At 67.2% G+C, this 17,902-nt stretch carries 15 protein-coding genes; 8 read left to right on the top strand and 7 right to left on the bottom strand.

All coding sequences use genetic code 11. The features are described 5' to 3' along the window. Positions 1 to 2 precede the first annotated feature (2 nt). On the bottom strand, positions 3 to 1,943 hold the full coding sequence (locus KTR40_RS17930) for an FAD/NAD(P)-binding protein (protein WP_228404596.1): 1,941 nt from the start codon (positions 1,941 to 1,943) through the stop codon (positions 3 to 5). A 271-nt stretch (positions 1,944 to 2,214) separates the two neighbouring features. Here KTR40_RS17930 and KTR40_RS17925 point away from each other — a divergent pair, with 271 nt between their 5' ends. From KTR40_RS17925 to KTR40_RS17895, 8 genes are all read left to right on the top strand, one after another. Next, positions 2,215 to 3,231 carry an amino acid ABC transporter permease gene (locus KTR40_RS17925; protein WP_370633153.1) on the top strand — a complete coding sequence of 339 codons (1,017 nt, stop codon included), beginning with the start codon at positions 2,215 to 2,217 and terminating at the stop codon, positions 3,229 to 3,231. Further along, a complete protein-coding gene (locus KTR40_RS17920) occupies positions 3,228 to 4,043 on the top strand; it encodes an amino acid ABC transporter ATP-binding protein (RefSeq protein WP_304940887.1) in 816 nt (271 codons plus the stop codon). The genes KTR40_RS17925 and KTR40_RS17920 overlap by 4 nt, the downstream gene beginning before the upstream one ends. Positions 4,044 to 4,053: 10 nt before the next feature. Next, positions 4,054 to 5,097: a transporter substrate-binding domain-containing protein gene (locus KTR40_RS17915; protein ID WP_228404595.1), complete on the top strand. Its 1,044-nt coding sequence runs from the start codon at positions 4,054 to 4,056 to the stop codon at positions 5,095 to 5,097. Beyond that, on the top strand, positions 5,094 to 5,927 hold the full coding sequence (locus tag KTR40_RS17910) for a DUF1684 domain-containing protein (RefSeq protein ID WP_228404594.1): 834 nt from the start codon (positions 5,094 to 5,096) through the stop codon (positions 5,925 to 5,927). The genes KTR40_RS17915 and KTR40_RS17910 overlap by 4 nt, the downstream gene beginning before the upstream one ends. Continuing rightward, positions 5,924 to 7,015 carry an LLM class flavin-dependent oxidoreductase gene (locus tag KTR40_RS17905; protein ID WP_228404593.1) on the top strand — a complete coding sequence of 364 codons (1,092 nt, stop codon included), beginning with the start codon at positions 5,924 to 5,926 and terminating at the stop codon, positions 7,013 to 7,015. The genes KTR40_RS17910 and KTR40_RS17905 overlap by 4 nt, the downstream gene beginning before the upstream one ends. Beyond that, positions 7,012 to 8,385: an NtaA/DmoA family FMN-dependent monooxygenase gene (locus tag KTR40_RS17900; protein WP_228404592.1), complete on the top strand. Its 1,374-nt coding sequence runs from the start codon at positions 7,012 to 7,014 to the stop codon at positions 8,383 to 8,385. The genes KTR40_RS17905 and KTR40_RS17900 overlap by 4 nt, the downstream gene beginning before the upstream one ends. Continuing rightward, positions 8,382 to 8,516, top strand: coding sequence for a hypothetical protein (locus tag KTR40_RS19070; RefSeq protein ID WP_255708323.1), 135 nt, complete (start codon positions 8,382 to 8,384; stop codon positions 8,514 to 8,516). The genes KTR40_RS17900 and KTR40_RS19070 overlap by 4 nt, the downstream gene beginning before the upstream one ends. 64 nt (positions 8,517 to 8,580) lie before the next feature. Then, positions 8,581 to 9,642, top strand: coding sequence for an LLM class flavin-dependent oxidoreductase (locus tag KTR40_RS17895; RefSeq protein ID WP_228404591.1), 1,062 nt, complete (start codon positions 8,581 to 8,583; stop codon positions 9,640 to 9,642). A 93-nt stretch (positions 9,643 to 9,735) separates the two neighbouring features. Here the strand turns inward: KTR40_RS17895 and KTR40_RS17890 are convergent, their stop codons facing one another. The 6 genes from KTR40_RS17890 to catA all read right to left on the bottom strand — a co-directional run bounded on the left by KTR40_RS17890 (position 9,736) and on the right by catA (position 17,753). Further along, positions 9,736 to 11,346, bottom strand: coding sequence for an APC family permease (locus KTR40_RS17890; protein WP_228404590.1), 1,611 nt, complete (start codon positions 11,344 to 11,346; stop codon positions 9,736 to 9,738). Between the two features lie 90 nt (positions 11,347 to 11,436). Further along, complete coding sequence (locus KTR40_RS17885) at positions 11,437 to 13,104, bottom strand: GMC family oxidoreductase (protein ID WP_228404589.1); 1,668 nt, start codon at positions 13,102 to 13,104, stop codon at positions 11,437 to 11,439. Continuing rightward, positions 13,105 to 14,622 carry an aldehyde dehydrogenase family protein gene (locus KTR40_RS17880; protein ID WP_228404588.1) on the bottom strand — a complete coding sequence of 506 codons (1,518 nt, stop codon included), beginning with the start codon at positions 14,620 to 14,622 and terminating at the stop codon, positions 13,105 to 13,107. It abuts the gene before it with no gap. Between the two features lie 98 nt (positions 14,623 to 14,720). Continuing rightward, positions 14,721 to 15,359 carry a TetR/AcrR family transcriptional regulator gene (locus tag KTR40_RS17875; protein WP_228404587.1) on the bottom strand — a complete coding sequence of 213 codons (639 nt, stop codon included), beginning with the start codon at positions 15,357 to 15,359 and terminating at the stop codon, positions 14,721 to 14,723. 72 nt (positions 15,360 to 15,431) lie between these two features. Continuing rightward, a complete protein-coding gene (locus KTR40_RS17870) occupies positions 15,432 to 16,709 on the bottom strand; it encodes a benzoate/H(+) symporter BenE family transporter (RefSeq protein ID WP_228404586.1) in 1,278 nt (425 codons plus the stop codon). A 159-nt stretch (positions 16,710 to 16,868) separates the two neighbouring features. Further along, the gene (gene catA / locus KTR40_RS17865; RefSeq protein ID WP_228404585.1) at positions 16,869 to 17,753 is read right to left on the bottom strand and encodes a catechol 1,2-dioxygenase; all 885 of its coding nucleotides are present in this window, start codon (positions 17,751 to 17,753) and stop codon (positions 16,869 to 16,871) included. Between the last annotated feature and the right edge of the window lie 149 nt (positions 17,754 to 17,902).

Genomic DNA, 17,902 nt, shown 5'->3' with positions numbered 1-17,902 from the left:
GTTCAGTTCTTTCCGACGGCGGCGGGTTCTGCGGACGGTGTGGCGGAGGCTTCCGCGGCGAGTCCACGCGCAACGGACAGGATGGTCCGGGCCAAGGCATCGTTCTCGCGGAAGGGTGCGGCATTGGTGCCTGGCCGGGCGAAGGCGGCGGCACCCCAGCCGGACGTCCCCGGACCTATGCCGAAAACCGAGGTGCGGGGCTGCCCTTGCGCGTCCACCAATTGGTGCCGGGACGTGACCAGCAGCTTCCCGGTGGAGTGGATGCCGTCCGCCGTGAGCAGCCGCTGCTCCGTGCCCAGGCCGTTCCGGTGCAGGGACTCGAGAAACGGGTTGAGCGAGCGCGCCACGGACGTGGCAGGGAGCCGCGCTTCGATGAAAGCCTTCGCTGTCACCGTCACCGGGGACTGCGGGGAACTGGCCAGGAACGTGCCGGCGGCCTCATCGGTGGAGATCCCAAGGCCCGGCCCCAGGAAGTTCAGCAGCCCGGCCCGGTGCAGTGCCAGCATCTGCCGGAGCCTATGCGGCGGCGGCCCGGAGTCCGCGAAGCTGAAGAAGCCATGCCACCAGCCGTGGACCGTCTGCTGGGACCGGGCGTTGAGCCGTTCCTGGGGGACAACCCGGCCCACCTCCATGTACACGTGCAGCAGGGCGAGGAAGAGTGCCAGCGTTTCGGGGTGGTCCGGGCTGTCCCGCAGGGCAAGATCGTGCTCGATGTACCGGGCCACCGCGTCCTGCGCGTCCTGGTGGCCCGCAAAGCTGCGGCCGGCGAAAGGCCGGTCCAGTCGCTCCAGGTCAAGGTGCAGGCCGGCGTCGGGTACGGCAGCGGCCACGAGTTCTTCACGGGCTGCGCTGTACCAGTCCAGGGCAGCGTACCGGGCGGCAAATTCATCCCAGTCCATGGCGGCCAGCGCAGGGCGGCCTGTCAGGATCTCCCGGTAGTAGCCGTACCCGGCTTCCTTGGCGATCAGCGGCCACAGGTCCCGCCGGAAATCCAGTTCCCCGTGCCGCTCCAGCAGCGCCTCCACTGCGGCGGAGGTCAGGAACCGCAAGGGCCCGGGAGCCTCGCCCCGCAGGGTTGAGGAGATCTTGGAGTGGTACGGCACTCCCCGCCGCGACCCCGCCCACAGCCGTGGTTCCCGGCCCGAGGGAAGGTAGCGCAGCCCGCCGTCGGACGCCTCCTCGAACCGTCCGCCGCGTCCCTCCATCAGGAGGACCAGGAGGTCAACGAAGGCCAGCCCCATGCCCGCCACGATGACGTCCTGCCCGGGGGCGATGGGTGAGTAGTCGACGTCGGTGGTGTAGCCGGGTGCCGCGTGGTAGCCGCCGTGACGTGCGGCGAAGTTGGCCCAGGCTTCGGAGGCGGCATCCGGACGGGAGTCGGTGTGGCCCAGGGCCGTGACCAGGATGTCCGCGTGCAGGGTCCGGCCGTTGGCCAACGCCACAGCATGGCCGCCGGCATCAAGCGCGGAGACGTCCACGGCCACGGTCCGGTGGACGGTGATGCTGCGGCCAAGGGACTTCGCCGCGCGACGGTAGAACCACTCCAGGTACTGGCTCTGCAGCTGGCGGGTGGGGAACGTGGAGCCGGTGAGCGAGCGCAGCTGCTCCCGCAGGGTGTGCGGGAAGTCCGGCACGTCCGTGATGGACCCGTCCAGCACGCCGGCGGCCCATTCGGCCAGGTTGGGACCCGGGCGGGCCGGGCCCTCGCAGGCCACCGAGGCGTCGGTAAACATGGTGATGTCCGCCGCCATGGAGTTGAGCAGGAGGCCGGGATGCTGGTCGTAGCGCCAGATGCGGCCGGAACCGGGAACGTGCGGCTCGACGACGTGGAGTTCCAGCGGCCCGCTGAAGAGTTCCGGACGGTTCGCGGCGAGCCGCTCAAGCACACCGGCCGTGCGGGGTCCGCCGCCGACGAATACGACGGCCGGGATGTTCGCTGGCATGGGCGCTCCTGACGGCGGGGGCTTGGTTGAGAGCCTCATGCTAGGCAGCGGTTTCGACGGCGGTCGAGCGCCTGGTCACGGGCGTTAACTCCGCGTCATATCCCGTCAAGGGACGCAAAAAACCCGACTCATGACGCCGTGCGAACTCCGGTGAACGTATGCAACTTGCCGCCTTGCTGGCCCGTTCCGGCCGGTCCTAGATTTGCAGCCAGCAGCCGGGGCAACAAGCTCCGGCCTCAACAATCCGATTAAGAGAGAAGCGAGGTGGCGCGTGGGTTCAGCAGCAGCTACGGCGGCGCAGTCAACAACGTCAGCACAGCAGGCTGCCAGCGCCAGCCTGCCTCCCGAAGGGGTGCCGGCCCGGGTGGCCGCGGATTACTCCGCCTACCGGGTGGTGGCCGCGAAGCATACCTGGCGCTGGGTGGGCACCGGTGTGGTGGCCCTGGGCGTGCTTGCGGTGGCGTGGTCCCTGGCCACCAACCCGCGGTGGGAGTGGGGCGTGGTGGCGCAGTGGTTCACCGCCCAGTCCGTCATCACCGGGTTGCTGGAAACCCTGAAGCTGACCGCGATCTCGGGAATCCTGGGCTTTGTGCTGGGCTTCATCCTGGCGCTGATGCGGCTGTCCGCCTCGCCTTTGCTGGTCTCGGTGTCCTGGACGTTCTCCTGGATTTTCCGGTCCACACCGCTGCTGGTCCAGCTGCTGCTTTGGTACAACCTGGGCTACCTGTACGAAAAAATCAGCTTAGGTGTCCCGTTCACGGACGTCCGGTTCTTCGAGGTGCAGACCACCACACTGATCAGCCAGTTTGCGGCAGCAGTGCTGGGCCTGACCCTGAACCAGGCAGCCTACTCCGCGGAGATCATCCGCGGCGGCATCCTCTCCGTGGACCAGGGCCAGCTTGAAGCCGCGGCAGCACTGGGCATCCCGGCCTGGCGCCGCTCCACCCGGATTGTCCTGCCGCAGGCGATGCGGGCCATCCTGCCCACAGCTTTCAACGAGATCATCGGCCTGGTGAAGGGCACGTCCATTGTGTACGTCCTTGCCTACTCCGAGCTGTTCTACACGGTGCAGGTCATCTACAACCGCACCCAGCAGGTCCTGCCGCTGCTGCTGGTGGCCACCCTTTGGTACGTAGCCATCACGTCCGTGCTCAGCGTCTTCCAGTACTACATCGAACGGCACTACGCCAAGGGTGCGGTGCGGAACCTCCCGCTGACGCCCCTGCAGAAGGCCCGCAAATTCTTCGCCACCCACGCTGTGGCCAGCACCTCAAGGAACGCCCGATGAGCACCACCACTGCAACTGCCACCGCCCCGACCACCCGCGGCCTGGTGGAGATCACCAAAGTCCGCAAGTCCTTCGGCGCCACGGAGGTCCTCAAGGGGGTGAGCCTCACGGTCGAGCCGGGCGGGGTGGCCGTCATCGTGGGCCCCTCCGGTTCCGGGAAGTCCACACTGCTGCGCACCATCAACCACCTGGAAAAGGTGGACGGGGGCTTCATTTCCATTGACGGCAGCCTGGTGGGCTATGAGGTCCGGGGCCAGCGGCTGCACGAACTGCGCGAGAAGGAGATCCTCAGGCAGCGCACCGAAATCGGCATGGTGTTCCAGAGCTTCAACCTGTTCCCGCACCTGACCGCTCTGGAAAACGTGGCCGAAGCGCCCGTCGTCGCCCAGGGAAAGTCCAGGGAGGAAGCCCGGCGCCGCGGCCTGGAACTGCTGGACCGGGTGGGCCTGAAGGACCGTGCCGGCGCCTACCCGCGCCAGCTCTCCGGCGGCCAGCAGCAGCGGGTTGCCATCGCCCGCGCCCTGGCCCTAAACCCCAAGATCCTGCTGTTCGACGAGCCCACCTCGGCCCTGGACCCCGAGCTGGTCAACGAGGTGCTGGACGTCATCCGCGAACTCGCGAAATCCGGCACCACGCTGATCATCGTCACCCACGAGATGGGCTTCGCCCGCGACGTGGCGGACACCGTGGTGTTTATGGACCAGGGGCAGATTGTGGAACAGGGCAGCCCGGAACAGATTTTCACCAATCCGCAGGAACCGCGCACCCGGAGCTTCTTCTCCAAGGTGCTCGAACCGGCCTTCAACATCTAAAGGATTCCCCATGGCACTTCCCACCGGCATTACCGGCCTTACCCGCCGACCACGCCGCGGCCGCCCGTTCGCGGTGCTGCCCGCCGTCGTACTCCTCGGCACTGCTTTCTTTACTACAGCCGCGCTCGCAGGCTGCGCTGATCCCGGCGCAACCGCCGCGGGCACCTCCACCGGAGGGGCGGAGACGACGGCGGCACGCAACGGCGTCGTCTACAACACCTCGCCGGACCAGCAGCGCATCCGCACGGAGGAGGATGCGGCGCTCGCCGCCAAGGTTCCCGAGCTGATCGGCAGGGACGGCAAGCTGACCGTGGCCACCACGGCGGGGTCCATCCCGCTGTCCTTCCACGCCACGGATGACAAGACGCCCATTGGTTCCGAGCTGGACATCGCGCAGCTGGTGGCGGACAAACTGGGCCTGGAGCTGGACGTGCAGGTGACCTCGTGGGAGAACTGGCCGCTGAAGACCCAGTCCGGCGACTTCGAAGCCGTGTTCTCCAACGTGGGCGTCAACAGGGACCGGGTGAAGCTGTTCGACTTCGCCAGCTACCGGGCGGCGTTCATGGGATTCGAGGCCAGGAAGTCAGCCACCTATGACATCAAGGGGGCAGACGACATCTCCGGCCTGAAGGTGTCCGTGGGGTCCGGCACCAACCAGGAAAAGATCCTGCTCGCATGGAACAAGGAGCTCGAAGCGAAGGGCAAGGCGCCGGCCACCCTCCAGTACTACTCCTCCGACGCCGACACCATCCTGGCCCTGTCCTCCGGCCGCACGGACCTGAACATCGCGCCCTACCCGTCCACTGTGTACCGCGAAAACACCCGCGACGACCTGAAAGTGGTGGGCAAGGTCAACGCCGGCTGGCCGTCCGAAACACTGGTGGCCGCCACGTCGCTGCGGGGCAACGGCCTGTCTCCCGTGATCACCGAAGCACTGAACTCCGCGATCGACGACGGTTCCTACGCCAAGGTGCTGGAGCGCTGGGGCCTGTCCGAGGAAGCGCTGCCGGAAGCCAAGACCATCACCCAGGAAACGTTTGGAGCTGCGAAATGAGCACGTCCACTGAAACCGCCCTTGAATCCTTCGACGCCGATTGGGAGCAATGGCACGCGGCGCACGAGCAGCAGCGGGCGCACCCTCACGGTTTCCTGGCGGTGACCCACCTGCACTGGCTGGGCAGCGAGGCCGCCTGGCTGGAAGGTGCCCCGGGCGCCTGGCATGTGGAGGCCGACGTCGTCCGCGTCGTTTTGGAGCCGGGCGAAAGTCTCCAACGGGACGGGCAGGAGCTGAACACCGCCGCCGGGGCGGCGCTGGAATTCGGTCCCATCGAGGAGCGCGGCGGCATCACCCTGGTGTCCGGCGATTCTGTCATTGAGCTGGCCAAACGCGGCGGCGAGTACATTGTGCGGCCGCGGAACCCGGAGAACAGCTTGCTGCGCGAATACCAGGGCACGCCCGCGTATTCGCCGGACGCAGCCTACGCCGTCCGCGGTACGTACGTGCCGTTCGAGGCGCCGCGGCCCACTACGGTGGGTGCCGCCGTCGAAGGCATCCAGCACGTGTACGAGGCACCGGGTGAGATCCGCTTCAAGCTGGCCGGCCAGGAGCTCGTGCTGACCGCGTTCAACGGCCACGCGTCGGGCTCGCTGTCCGTGCTGTTCACGGACCAGACCTCCGGCAAAACCACCTATGCGGCCAACCGCTCGCTGACCGTGGTGCCGGCTGCGGACGGGTCCGTGGAGCTGGACTTCAACCGGGCCGTGAACCTGCCATGCGCCTACACGGACCTCGCCACCTGCCCCCTTCCGCCGGCCGAAAACAGGCTGGCGGTGGCCATCGAAGCCGGCGAAAAGATTCCCTACGAACGTCAGGACCAGCAGTGAGTATCTCCTCGGGCTTCCTTGCCCTCGAGCTCGACGGCGCCGGCTGGCTCGGCGCGGACATCACCCGGGCGGTGCTTGCCGCCGAGTCGGCGGGGTTCCACGCCGCCACGTTCACCGACGCACCGGTTCCGGGCCGGGCAAATGCGCTGCAGCGCGCTGCCTTCGCCGGGCCAGTGACACGCAGCATCGCCCTGGTGCCGGAAGTGGACACCGTCTACACCGAGCCGTTCCACGTCTCCACCCAGCTGGCCAGCCTGGACTATGTGTTCGGCGGACGGGCGGGGTGGATCGCCACCGCAGCGGAATCACCCGAGGCGGCTGCCGCCGTCGGACGTTCTTCCGTTTCCGGTCCTGCTTTGGCGCAGGAAGCCGCCGCGTCCATCGAGGTTTCCCGCCGGCTGTGGGACTCGTGGGAGGACGACGCCGTGATCCGCGATGTGGCCACGGGCCGGTACATCGACGTGGACAAACTGCACTACATCGACTTTGATACGACGGCCGGCCTTGAGGCACCCGCCGGTCTTGCCGGGCCTGGGTATTCCGTGAAGGGCCCATCCATCATTCCGAGGCCGCTGCAGGGCCAGCTGCCTGTGCTTGCCGCGGCGTCCCTGGTGGGGGAGGGGCTGGTTGGGGCGGACGCTGTGGATGCGGTGCTGGTCTCTGCCCCGACGGCTCAGCTGCTCGCCGCGGAGGTGCGCGATGTGCGAGCCCGGCTTGGTGGTTCCGTGGCAGTGATTGCCGAGCTCGACGTCGTCCTGGACTCCCGCGGGCAGGCTGCGGCCGAGCGTTCGGCCGGGTTGGACCGTGCCGGGGTCGACGGCGGGCGGGCGGAGTACGCCGGTTCTGCAGCCGGTCTCGCGGACTTCCTGGAGGGCCTCCTTAAGGAGGCAGACGGCGTGCGCCTCCACCCGGCGTCGCTCTTTATTGACGTGGAGGAACTGGGGCGGCTGGTGCTGCCGGAGCTTCGACGCCGCGGCGCGCTCCGGCCGCCTGTGCAGGACGGCACCTTCCGCGACCTGCTTGGCCTGGAGCGCCCGGCAAGCCGCTACGCAACCGCCACCGCCGGAAAAGTAAGGGGAACACCATGACACAGCACAGCCGTGCTAAAAACGACGTTTTCACGCCGTCGGGCAAGATCCAGTTTGGTGTTTTCTTCCAGGGGGTGAACTCGGGCACCATCTGGAAGGCCCCGGAATCCGGCTCGCAGACCGATTTTGAGTCCTTCCGCCGCGTAGCCCAGACCGCCGAGCGCGGACTGTTCGCCGCGTTCTTCCTGGGCGAGGGGCTGCGCCTGCGTGAACACCTGGGCCGCCCGCACGCGCTGGATGTGGTGGGCCGGCCGGACGCGCAGACCATGCTCGCGGCGCTGGCGTCGGTGACCAGGAACATCGGGCTGGTGGCCACCCAGAACACCACGTACAACGACCCCGCGGACCTGGCGCACCGGCTCGCCTCGCTGGACCTGATCTCCGGCGGACGTGCTGCGTGGAACATCGTGACCACGGACAACGCCTGGACCGGCGCCAACTTCCGCCGCGGCGGCTACCTGGACCATGCCGACCGGTACAAGCACGCCGAAGCGTTCGTGGAAACGGCCAAGCGGATCTGGGACTCGTGGGAATCTCCTGCCGGTCCGGCGCGCCGCGTGCTCCACGAGGGCCAGCATTACACGGTGGACGTGACGCCGCGCCTGCCGCGCAGCGCCCAGTACCGGCCCGTGCTGTTCCAGGCCGGCGACTCCCCGGAAGGACGCAACTTTGCCGCCCGCCAGGCGGACGTCATCTTCTCGGCGCACCCGAAGTTCGGCGACGCCGTGGAGTTCCGCAAGGACCTGGTTGAGCGCTCGCTGGCCGCGGGCCGCGGCGCCAATGCCGTGCAGATCATGCCGGCCAGTGAGTTCATCCTCGCGCCCACCACTGCGGAAGCCCTGGAGAAGAAGGCGTGGGTCCGCAGCCTGCAGATCGGGCCGCAGCAGGCGATTGCGTATCTGGAGCAGTTCTGGGGCCGGGAGCTGTCCGGGTACGATCCGGACGGGCCGCTGCCGGAGATCGATCCGGTGGTGGAGGAGACCTCCGAGACCCGTGGCAGTGGTTTCCACGGTGCCAAGGCGCGGCAGCTTGCGGACCAGTGGCGGGCGGAGGCCAAGGACAAGGGCCTCTCCATCCGGCAGTTCGTCACGTCCCGCACGGCACGGGTGGATGCGACCTTCACCGGGTCCTACACCGCGGTGGCGGACCACTTGGCGGAGTACGCGAGGGTGGGTGCAGTGGACGGGTTCAACATTTCGCCGTGGCTGATCCCCACCGGCCTGGACGACATCGTGAACCACCTGGTGCCTGAGCTGCAGGAACGCGGCGTGTACCCCACCGGATATGCGGGCAGCACGTTGCGTGAGAACCTTGGGCTGGAGACGCCGGTGCGTTCTGCTGATGAAACTGCCGAGGCGGTAAGGACATGATGTACGAGGCTGCTACGGCTGGAAAGGCCGACGACGGCGGCGACGCGAGTGCCATCGTCGACCTTTCCGTTGGGGCTGCTTCGCGGGGGATCGTCACGCTGCAACTGACGGTGTGGGAGCAGCGGCTGTAGGAGAACAGCCAGGTCCCCAGCGCGTACTCTGAGATAACCCGCGTCCCGATCCACAAGGAAGCCGATGCCCCTCCCCACACGCCCTTTGCGCAAGCTTGGATTCCTCACTATCGGGCTGTTCGATCCGACGGACCCCGCAGCCGGTCACGAATCCACCTTGCGCATTATCGAATTGGGCGAGCGGCTGGGATTCGACAGCGCCTGGCTGCGCCACCGGCATCTGCAGTTTGGAATTTCCTCACCCGTTGCAGTGATGGCCGCCGCCAGCCAGCGCACCTCGCGCATCGAGCTTGGTACGGCCGTGACCCCGCTCGGGTGGGAAAACCCCCTGCGATTGGCTGAGGACCTGGCAACCGTGGACCTGCTTGCCGGAGGGCGCATCAATCCTGGAGTCAGTGTGGGCGAGCCGATGCACTACGACACCGTGAAGCATGAGCTGTATCCGGATTCCGCGGAGTTGGAGGACTTCAGTTACGGCCGGGTGGAACGGTTTGCCCGCCTGGTTGCAGGGGAGCGTGTACGCGAATTTTCCGGCAAGCAAGGGGTGGTGGAGGAGTTCTCGAATCGCGTGGAGCCACATTCCGCCGGGTTGCGTGGGCGCCTTTGGTACGGCGCCGGCAGTACGAAATCAGCGGTCTGGGCCGGGGCCAACGGGTTCAATCTGCTGTCCAGCAGCGTGATCTTCCCTGGCAAGGACCAGGAACCGGACTTCGCCCGTGTCCAGCAGGCACAGATTCGTGCTTTCCGTGAAGCCGCCGCCACATCAGTACACTCGCATGCTCCGGCGCGGGTTTCGCAGGGCCTGGTGGTGATCCCCACCGATTCGGCGTCAGCAGGCCAGCGGGAGAAGTACCAGCGCTACGTCGAGGAACGCACGCCGCGCACCACGGCGCCACAGGGGCCGCGTGGCATGATGTTCGCCCGCGACCTCATCGGCAGCAGCGAGGAGATCGCGGAGCAGCTGTACGCACACGCAGGATTCCAGGAGGTGGATGAAGTGGCGTTCGCACTGCCCTTCAGCTTCGACCACGAGGACTACGTCCAGATCCTCAAGGACATTGCAGGCAAACTTGGCCCCGCCCTGGGCTGGACTCCGGCGGACGACCACCAGCCGTCCTCACAGTAAAGGGACCTGCCTGGTTACGCAGAAGGGCCGACGCCGGCAAGGTGAGTGCCGCCGTCGGCCGTTCTTTTGTTGCGGGGAGCTGGAGCGGGGGACTTAAGGTGCCGAGGGAATCTTTGCCTCCAGCAGCGGATCCTCAGCCGAAGCGGCCAGACGTGCCGGGCCCGACGACGGATGCGCCGCAACCGCCGCCGCGTGCTCGGCCAGGACGCCGGTCTGGTGCCGGATCTTCAGCCGGTACAGCAGGGCCCCGCCGCCGGAAACAGCAGCCACGAAGATCACCCCGCCCCACTGCAGGTACCACTCGAACGGTGGCACCGAGTTGTAGATCTCCTGGCGCGGCCACACCAGGTTCAGGGTCATGGCGGCGCCCCACAGGACCGCGAGGATGTTCACGGGGAGCCCCCACTTGCCCAGGCTGAAGCCCGGCTCGGAGCCGTCGTCGGCGAGCGGCCACTTCTTCAGGAGCCGGTTGCGCAGCAGCGGAACGGTGACCAGGAGGTAGGACAGGTAAATCAGGACGATGCTGATGCTGGACATGATGGTGAAGATTGCCGGCTGCATCACGTTGACCAGCAACGGGATGACGGCCATAACGCCGATCACGATGGCCGCCGCGGTGGGGGTCCTGCGGACCGGGCACACCTTGCCGAGCTGCCGGCTGAAGGGGAGGTTGTTGTCCCGCGCCATGGCGAACATCATGCGGATGGCGGCAGCGTGTACTGCCAGGGTACAGACCACCACGGCCACCACGATGCAGGCGAGGAAGGCCTTGCCGAAGGGGCCTCCGAGGACGGAGAGCACCAGGTACTGCAGCCCGCCGTCGGCCGCCCCGAGCTTGGGGTCGGCCAGGTCCGGAGCGGCGAGGATGCCAAAGAGCAGGATCAGCCCGCCCAGCACGAAGGATGCCGTGATGGCGCGCAGGATGGCCTTGGGTGCCGTGCGTTTGGGGTCCTTGGTTTCCTCGCCCAGGGAGCTGGCGGTGTCGAAGCCGTACATCACGTAGCCGGAGGCCATGGCACCGATCAGGAAAACACCGAAGAAGCCCAAATCGTGGCCTTCCCCGAAGCCGGCGGTGCCAAAGAAGACCTCCGGCCCCCGCACCACGTGCCAGCCGAGGGCGAGGATCAGCAGCACGGCAGCGATCAGCTCCACAAAGACGCCGATGCTGTTGATCCTGGTCATCAGCTTCACGCCGAAGGCGTTGATCATGGTGGAAATGCCGATCATGATGCTCGCCAGCAGCACGCCGTTCAGGGCGAAGTCGTACGTGCCCGTCCCGTCGCCGACGAACTGGAATCCGGACCAGAGCTGCGGCAGGGTGAGCTGCAGCGCCAGGGCCACGGCGCCAAGCGCCACGATGGACGAGATGAGCAGCAGCCACCCCGCCAACCAGGACCACGTCCCGGACGAGAGCCGCTTGGCCCAGTTGTAGACCGATCCGGCCACCGGGTAGCGGCCCGCCAGTTCAGCAAAACACAACGCCACCATCAGCTGGCCGGCGAAAACGAGGGGCCAGGACCACGCGTATGCAGGGCCGGCCATGGAAAAACCAAAGTAGAACAGTTGAAAAACACCGGTGAGGATGGAGATGTAGCTGACGCCCGCCGCAAAGCTGGCAAACTTGCCGATGCTCCGGTCCAGGGTCTGCGTGTAACCAAACTCGTCCATGCCGCTTGAATCAATACTCTTGCTGGGTTCCGCCATGTGGACTCCTAAATCAGAAAAGCACGATAGTGATGACCGGCCGGCCGTGGCGCATGGAAGGTCGATGCCCTGCCGCCGGGACCCCGCCGCTCAGGCGAGGGACGCGGTGAGCTCCATTTCTTCCAGGGTCATGGATTCGCCGGTGTGGCCGGTGCGGCCGCCGCGGACCAGGTCCGCCCGGACCAAGTCGGCGCAGCGTTCGCCGATCATCATGACGGTGATGTTGGGATTGACGGTGACATGCTCCGGCATGACGGACGCATCGGCGACCCGGAGGCCGGTAACGCCTTTGACCCGCAGCTCGGGGTCAAGCGGCGACATATCGTCGTCGTACGCGCCCATCCGGACGGTGCCCACCGGGTGGTAGACGGTGTTGTGGGTCTTGCGGATGTAGTCCCGCAGTTCCTCGTCGGTCTGCGCCTCGGCGCCGGGCGACAGCTCACGCCCGGTCCATTCAGCCATGGCGGGCTGACCGGCGATTTCCCGCGCCTTGCGGATGCCGGCCACCATCACCCGCATGTCATGGCCGTCCGGGTCCGTGAAGTAGCGCGGGTCCACCATGGGCTTGTCGCGGAAGTCGCGGCTGCGCAGGCGGACGGTGCCGCGGGAACGGGCGTGCGTAACGTTCGGGGTGAGGCTGAAGCCGTTCTCCGTGGTGGGGTAGCCGTGCCGCAGGGTGTTCATATCGAACGGGACGGAGCCGTAGTGCATCATCAGGTCAGGGCGGTCCAGGCCGTCCGCAGTGGGCGTGAAGATGCCGATCTCCCACCACTGGGTGGACGTCTGCACCATGGGCTGCTTCGCTTCGAACTGCACCACGCCTTCCGGGTGGTCCTGCAGGTTTTCGCCCACGCCGGGGGAGTCCACCAGGACCTCGATGCCGTGCTGGGCGAGGTGCGCGGCCGGGCCGATGCCGGAGAGCATCAGGAGCTTGGGCGAGTCGATGGCGCCGGTGGACAGGATCACCTCGCGGTGCGCGGAAAGCCGGTGGGTCCGGCCGAACGCCGAGTCCACCACGTCCACGCCGGTGCAGCGCTTGTCCGCATCGAACACCAGCTGGCGGGCGCGGAGGCCGGTCAGCAGGGTAAAGTTGTCCCGCTCGATGATGGGGTGGATGTAGGAAACGGAACTGGAGGACCGGGTGCCGTCCGCGCGACGGTTGATCTGGAAGAAGTTGGCGCCGTTGACCACGGTGGTCCCGGTGTTGAATTTTGCGCGCGGGATTCCGGCCTGTTCGCAGGCATCCAAGAGGGCGACGCCGGCAGGATCCGCCGGGGGCACGTTCATCAGGTGCACGGGGCCTGAGTCCCCGTGGTGGGGCGCGTCGGGGCCGGCGTCCTCGTTGGTTTCCAGCCGCTTGTAGAGGGGCCAGGCGGCGTCGGCATTCCAGCCGGAGGCCCCGTACTTGGCCTCCCACTCGTCCAGGTCCTCGCGCGGAGCCCAAAAGGCGATGCAGGAGTTGTGGCTGGAGCACCCGCCCATCACTTTGGCGCGGGCGTGGCGCATGAACGAGTTGCCGTTTTCCTGCGGTTCCACCGGGTAGTCCCAGTCGTAGCCGGATTCCAGCAGTTCCATCCAGCGGTCCAGCTGCAGGATTTCGGGGATGTTCCGGTCATCCGGGCCGGCCTCCACCAGGGCCACGGTCACGTCCGGGTCCTCGCTCAGGCGTGCCGCCACTGCAGCCCCGGCGGATCCGCCGCCGATCACGATGTAGTCGAACCCGCGCTCGCTGAGGTCCTCGATGTTGTCGAAGTGCATCTAGTTCTCCTTGCCGTGGTCAGCGAACCAGCCGGTCACCTGGGGGCTGGTGTTCTGGTAGATGTGCTTGGCCTCCTGGTACTCGGCCAGCCCTGTGGGGCCGAGCTCGCGGCCGACGCCGGACTGGCCAAAGCCGCCCCACTCGGCCTGGGGGAGGTATGGGTGGTAGTCGTTGATCCAGACCGTGCCGTGCCGCAGCCGGGATGCCACGCGCTGCGCCTTGCCGGCGTCCTGGCTCCAGACGGCGCCGGCAAGCCCGTAGATCGTGTCGTTGGCGGTGGCCACGGCCTCGTCCTCGGTGCGGAAGGTTTCGACGGTCACTACGGGGCCGAAGGCCTCGTCGGTGACCACGGACATGCCCCTCTCAACGCGGTCCAGGACGGTCGGCTGGTAGTAGAAGCCGGCGTCGTACTTCTCCCCAGCAGGCGCCGAACCACCGCACCGCAGCCGCGCGCCTTCCTCGATACCGCGCTGGACGTAGGCGTTGACCTTCTCGCGGTGGGCCGCGGAAATCAGCGGACCGGTTTCGGCGGCCTCGTCAAAGGGGCCGCCCAGGCGGATTCCCTGCGCGCGGCGGACCAGCTCGTCCACGAAGCGTTCGGCGATGGATTCCTCCACCACCAGCCGCGCCCCGGCCGAGCAGACCTGGCCGGAGTGGACGAACGCGCCGTTCAGGGCGTTGTCGACGGCGGCATCAAAGTCCGCGTCCGCGAACACCACGTTGGGGTTCTTGCCGCCCAGCTCCAGCGCCACCTTCTTGACGGTGCCGGCCGCGGCTGCCGCGATGCGCTTGCCGGTTTCCAAGCCGCCGGTGAAGGAAACGAGGTCGACGGCGGGATGTTCCGAGAGCGGTGCGCCCGCCTGCGCGCCGGGGCCGGTCACGAGATTGGCGACGCCGTCCGGCAGGCCGAGATCCTGCAGCAGCTGCATGGCCAGGATGCTGGTGGACGGGGTGAGTTCGGAGGGCTTGAGGACGAAGGTGCAGCCGGCAGCGAGGGCCGGGGCGATCTTCCACGCGGCCTGAAGCAGCGGGTAGTTCCAAGGCGTGATGAGGCCGCAGACACCCACGGGTTCGTAGACGATCCTGCTTACGACGGCGGGGTCCCCGGCGTCCACCACGCGGCCCGCCTGCTGCCCGGCAAGCCTGCCGAAGTATTCGAAGCAGGTGGCAATATCGTCCATGTCGATGCGGCTTTCGGCGATCCGCTTCCCGGTGTCCAGCGATTCGGCGCGGGCGAACTTTTCCCGCCGTTCGCGCAGTTCCGCCGCGACCTTCAGCAGGAAGGTGCCGCGCTCGGGTGCCGGGACGCTTGACCAGATGCCGGAATCGAAGGCCGCCCGCGCTGCCGCAATGGCTCGCTCCGCGTCCTCCCTGCCGGCCTCGGAGACCGTGGCGGCCAGTTCGCCGTCGGCCGGATTGTGGATGTGGCGCACTGCGCCTGACGCGGCCGGCTCCCACGAGCCGTTGATGAAGAGGGTGGATGCTGTCACGTCGGTAGACGGTGTGGCGTATGTCATACGGAGGACAGTAACGGAAGTTGAACGACTGTTCAATAGAAATTTGAACAGTCGTTCAATGTTACTCAGGTGGCCGTACCGGAGGGAATGCCGCGGTTTTAGTGCTCCCGAACGGCGCCAGGGCTGGCGGCGTCACCGCTGCTCCGCGCCTCGGCCGGGGCGAACGCGATCTCTTCAGTCCGCGTGATGCTTCGCTCTATGGCAGCCTTGTCCACACCCAGCAGCGAGGTCAGCCACATGCCGTTCTGGATGACCACGATGTCGGAGCCCCGGGCCCGGCATTCCTCCCAGGACAGCCCGGGTTGGGCGTTGGAGACCAGCGCCGCGAGCCCGTCGATATACCGGTCAAAGGCGGCAGCATTGATCTGCGCGTAGTCCTCGTCAGCCTGGGCGAGGGCCCACAGGTGCAGGCGCAGGGACAGGTAGCGTGTGGTCAGCAGGTCGGCGCCCGCCACCCGCCGCAGGGCCTTGCGCAACTGCTCATCCGGGGCCGAGGACGGATCCGGAGCCACCAGCAGCAGGTCGTGCTCGTCCACGCGGCGCAGGGCGGCGCGGATCAGGCTCGTCTTGTCGTCGTAGTAGTAGTTCACCAGGCCCAGCGCGACGCCGGCCTCGCGCGCCACTGCGCGCATGCTCACCCCTGAGATACCGTGGCGGGACAGCAGATCGAGCGCTGCTTCGAGAATGCGGGACTGCCTGTCGACCTGTTCGCCATTGTTCACGGTATTTGTCCCCATCTGGCCAGACTATTGCCAAACCCGGGGGAGTGCACTTTGGCGGCCCGGCGGCACGTCACTGCCCCTATCGCTTCATAGCTTCGCGTGGTGGGCCGGCTCCAGCAGCCGCGACACTGCGTAGCCAATGACGAGGCCCCAGAAGGCTGCGTGGATGTTGAACAGGTCCAGGCCGGAGATGGTGACCACGAAGGTCGCCAGCGCGCCCATCGTGAAAGTGGTGGAGAAGGCGGTCACGAACGCCTGCTGCAGCGCCCGCAGCATGGCGATTCCGCCCAGGACCAGGACGAATTCCCTGGGCGTGGACAGCATCAGCCGCGTCAGGGTGGGTGCCAGCGCAGCGCAGGCCAGCGCCAGGCAGCCATAGGTCACCGCTGCGGTGTACTGGCGTTCCTTAACGCCCGACGACGTCAACAGGGCATTCGTGGGCCCCGTCACGCAAGCGGAAACGGCGCCGAAGCAGGCGTTCAGCATGGAGAACGCCCCGGACACCATCGCAAAAACATTCACGGGCGGCCGGTGCCCCGCGGTCCGGAGCACGGCGATGCCCTGGCCGTTCTGGACGAACAGCACCGTCAGCGCCAGCGGCACCACCAACTCCAGCTGTGAAGCCCAGGTGAACTCCGGCGGGGTGAAGACGGGGGCGGCCAGCAACGGCCCGGGCATGCCGGCAACGAACTGCCCGCTCGCCGCTACGGCCAGGCAGCCGGCCAACAGGGTGCCGAGGACCGGCGGAAGGAACTTTCCCAGCGCGGGCACGGCGGTGAGGAGCAGGAACGCGCCCACCATCGGGGCGGCAACCGCCGGATTGGCCTGGGTTGAGGAGACGATGTCGGTGCCGAACCGGAGGAATACAGCTGCAACCATTGCCATGACGATCGGCATGGGAATCATGGCCATGATCCGCCGGATCACACCAGTGGCTCCCAGCGCCAAGATAAGCAGGCCTGCTGTGAAGAACGTGCCCACCACTTCCGGGAAGGACAGGTGCTGCAGCGAGGGCCCCAGCAGCACGGTGCCTGGAATGGACCAGGCAAAACCCAGCGGCTGCCGGTACAGCAGCGACATGGCCAGCGTGGCAGCGCCTCCGGAAAACAGGATGCCAAAAACCCAGGACGCGAGCTGTTCCTGGGTCAGCCCGCCGGCTGCGCCCACGGCCAGGGTGACGGCGATGGGTCCGGACGCGGTGAACACCAGCCCGATGGCGCCGTTCGACAGATAGGGCGGGGCTACGTCGCGCAGAAACCGGCGCGGTCCGGCGGGCCTGGCTCCGGGGCGTTCCAGCAGGGGCTGCGGGGCGGGTAGCGCGGCAGTGGCGGCCTCGGTGTCGATCGGGTCTTGACGAGGGGTCATCCTGGCTCCTGGCGGCATCGGCAGAGGGCGGCAAACGGTCATGAAAGGCAAACGGTCACGAAAAGCGGGTGCCCAAAATACAGGCGCCCCGGGAGCGCGTGCATCCCGGGGCGCCTCCGGTGCCGGGCAACACCCGGCGCCGGCTGTCAGCAGGAATTCCTACTTGGTCTGGCCTTCCTTGGCGAGGATGTAGTTGTAGACAACTTCCTCGCCGGCGCCGCCGTCCGTGCGGGGCCGGGGGTCCAGCATGAGTTCCGGCTTGACGGCCGATGCGATGTCGTCGGCGTTGTGCGGGTCGCCCGGGAAGTAGAGCTGCTGGGTGACGGGCTGGTAGCCGGGAGCCGAGACCTTGATGTGGATGTGGGCAGGACGCCAAGCGTGCCATCCTGCAGCCTCGATGAGCTGTCCACAGGCACCGTCCGTGGGGATCTGGTACGGCGCGGGGCGCATGGTGTTGATCTCGAAGCGACCCTCGTCGTCAGCCTTGACCGTGGCGCGGAAGAGCCACTCGGGCAGGCCCGGTGCGTACTGCGAGTAGAAGCCGGCGGCGTCCGCGTGCCAGATCTCCACCTGGGCGCCCTGGAGCGCGTTGCCGTTGGTGTCCGTGAACTGGCCGGTGAAGCGCAGCGGGGTGCCCTCTTCGCCGTCGCGCATCTCGACGGTGGCCGGTGTGGGAAGCTCGGGCGAACCGGGCACGTAGTAGGGTCCCTCGATGGTGCCCTTGGTGCCGGGGCGCTCCTGGGAGTTGACGTCCTCAACCGTGTGCTCAAGCCACACGTCGAGGAACAGGGGCCACTCGCCGTCGGTTCCTACCTTGATGAGCCAGGCCTTCAGGGCGTTGTACTCCTCGTAGGTGACCTGGTGCTCAACCACGATGTCGTTGGCGGCCTTGATCAGCGCACCGGCCAGGAGGCTCACGCGCTCCTTGGGCACGTGCAGCTCCGAGAGCTTGCCGGAGGCGGCGAAGCGTTCGGTGGCCTTCGAGCCGGCTTCAACGGCGGTGCCTTCGTTCTCGTTCCGGGTATCCACTTGGGTCTCAGTCATGGCGGTCTCCACCTTCGTCTTTGAATTGGGGCCAGGAAGGTTTCCTGCACCCGCCGCGGGACGCTGGCGCAGGGATCCTGCGGCCTTGCGGCATCGCGTGATGTCTGTCTCATCGTAGGTCCGAAGATAAGGACGCTACAAATATCGAT

The organism is Pseudarthrobacter sp. L1SW (genome assembly GCF_020809045.1).
Lineage (GTDB): Bacteria > Actinomycetota > Actinomycetes > Actinomycetales > Micrococcaceae > Arthrobacter.
This window is presented reverse-complemented; position numbering and strand designations above follow the sequence as displayed.

Coding starts and splice junctions, on each gene's coding strand:
- KTR40_RS17890 (WP_228404590.1), bottom strand. CDS start 11,346: ATGGCGGAACCCAGCAAGAGTATTGATTCAAGCGGCATGGACGAGTTT.
- KTR40_RS17930 (WP_228404596.1), bottom strand. CDS start 1,943: ATGCCAGCGAACATCCCGGCCGTCGTATTCGTCGGCGGCGGACCCCGC.
- KTR40_RS17880 (WP_228404588.1), bottom strand. CDS start 14,622: ATGACATACGCCACACCGTCTACCGACGTGACAGCATCCACCCTCTTC.
- KTR40_RS17875 (WP_228404587.1), bottom strand. CDS start 15,359: ATGGGGACAAATACCGTGAACAATGGCGAACAGGTCGACAGGCAGTCC.
- KTR40_RS17920 (WP_304940887.1), top strand. CDS start 3,228: ATGAGCACCACCACTGCAACTGCCACCGCCCCGACCACCCGCGGCCTG.
- KTR40_RS17885 (WP_228404589.1), bottom strand. CDS start 13,104: ATGCACTTCGACAACATCGAGGACCTCAGCGAGCGCGGGTTCGACTAC.
- KTR40_RS17900 (WP_228404592.1), top strand. CDS start 7,012: ATGACACAGCACAGCCGTGCTAAAAACGACGTTTTCACGCCGTCGGGC.
- KTR40_RS17915 (WP_228404595.1), top strand. CDS start 4,054: ATGGCACTTCCCACCGGCATTACCGGCCTTACCCGCCGACCACGCCGC.
- KTR40_RS19070 (WP_255708323.1), top strand. CDS start 8,382: ATGATGTACGAGGCTGCTACGGCTGGAAAGGCCGACGACGGCGGCGAC.
- KTR40_RS17895 (WP_228404591.1), top strand. CDS start 8,581: ATGCCCCTCCCCACACGCCCTTTGCGCAAGCTTGGATTCCTCACTATC.
- KTR40_RS17910 (WP_228404594.1), top strand. CDS start 5,094: ATGAGCACGTCCACTGAAACCGCCCTTGAATCCTTCGACGCCGATTGG.
- catA (WP_228404585.1), bottom strand. CDS start 17,753: ATGACTGAGACCCAAGTGGATACCCGGAACGAGAACGAAGGCACCGCC.
- KTR40_RS17870 (WP_228404586.1), bottom strand. CDS start 16,709: ATGACCCCTCGTCAAGACCCGATCGACACCGAGGCCGCCACTGCCGCG.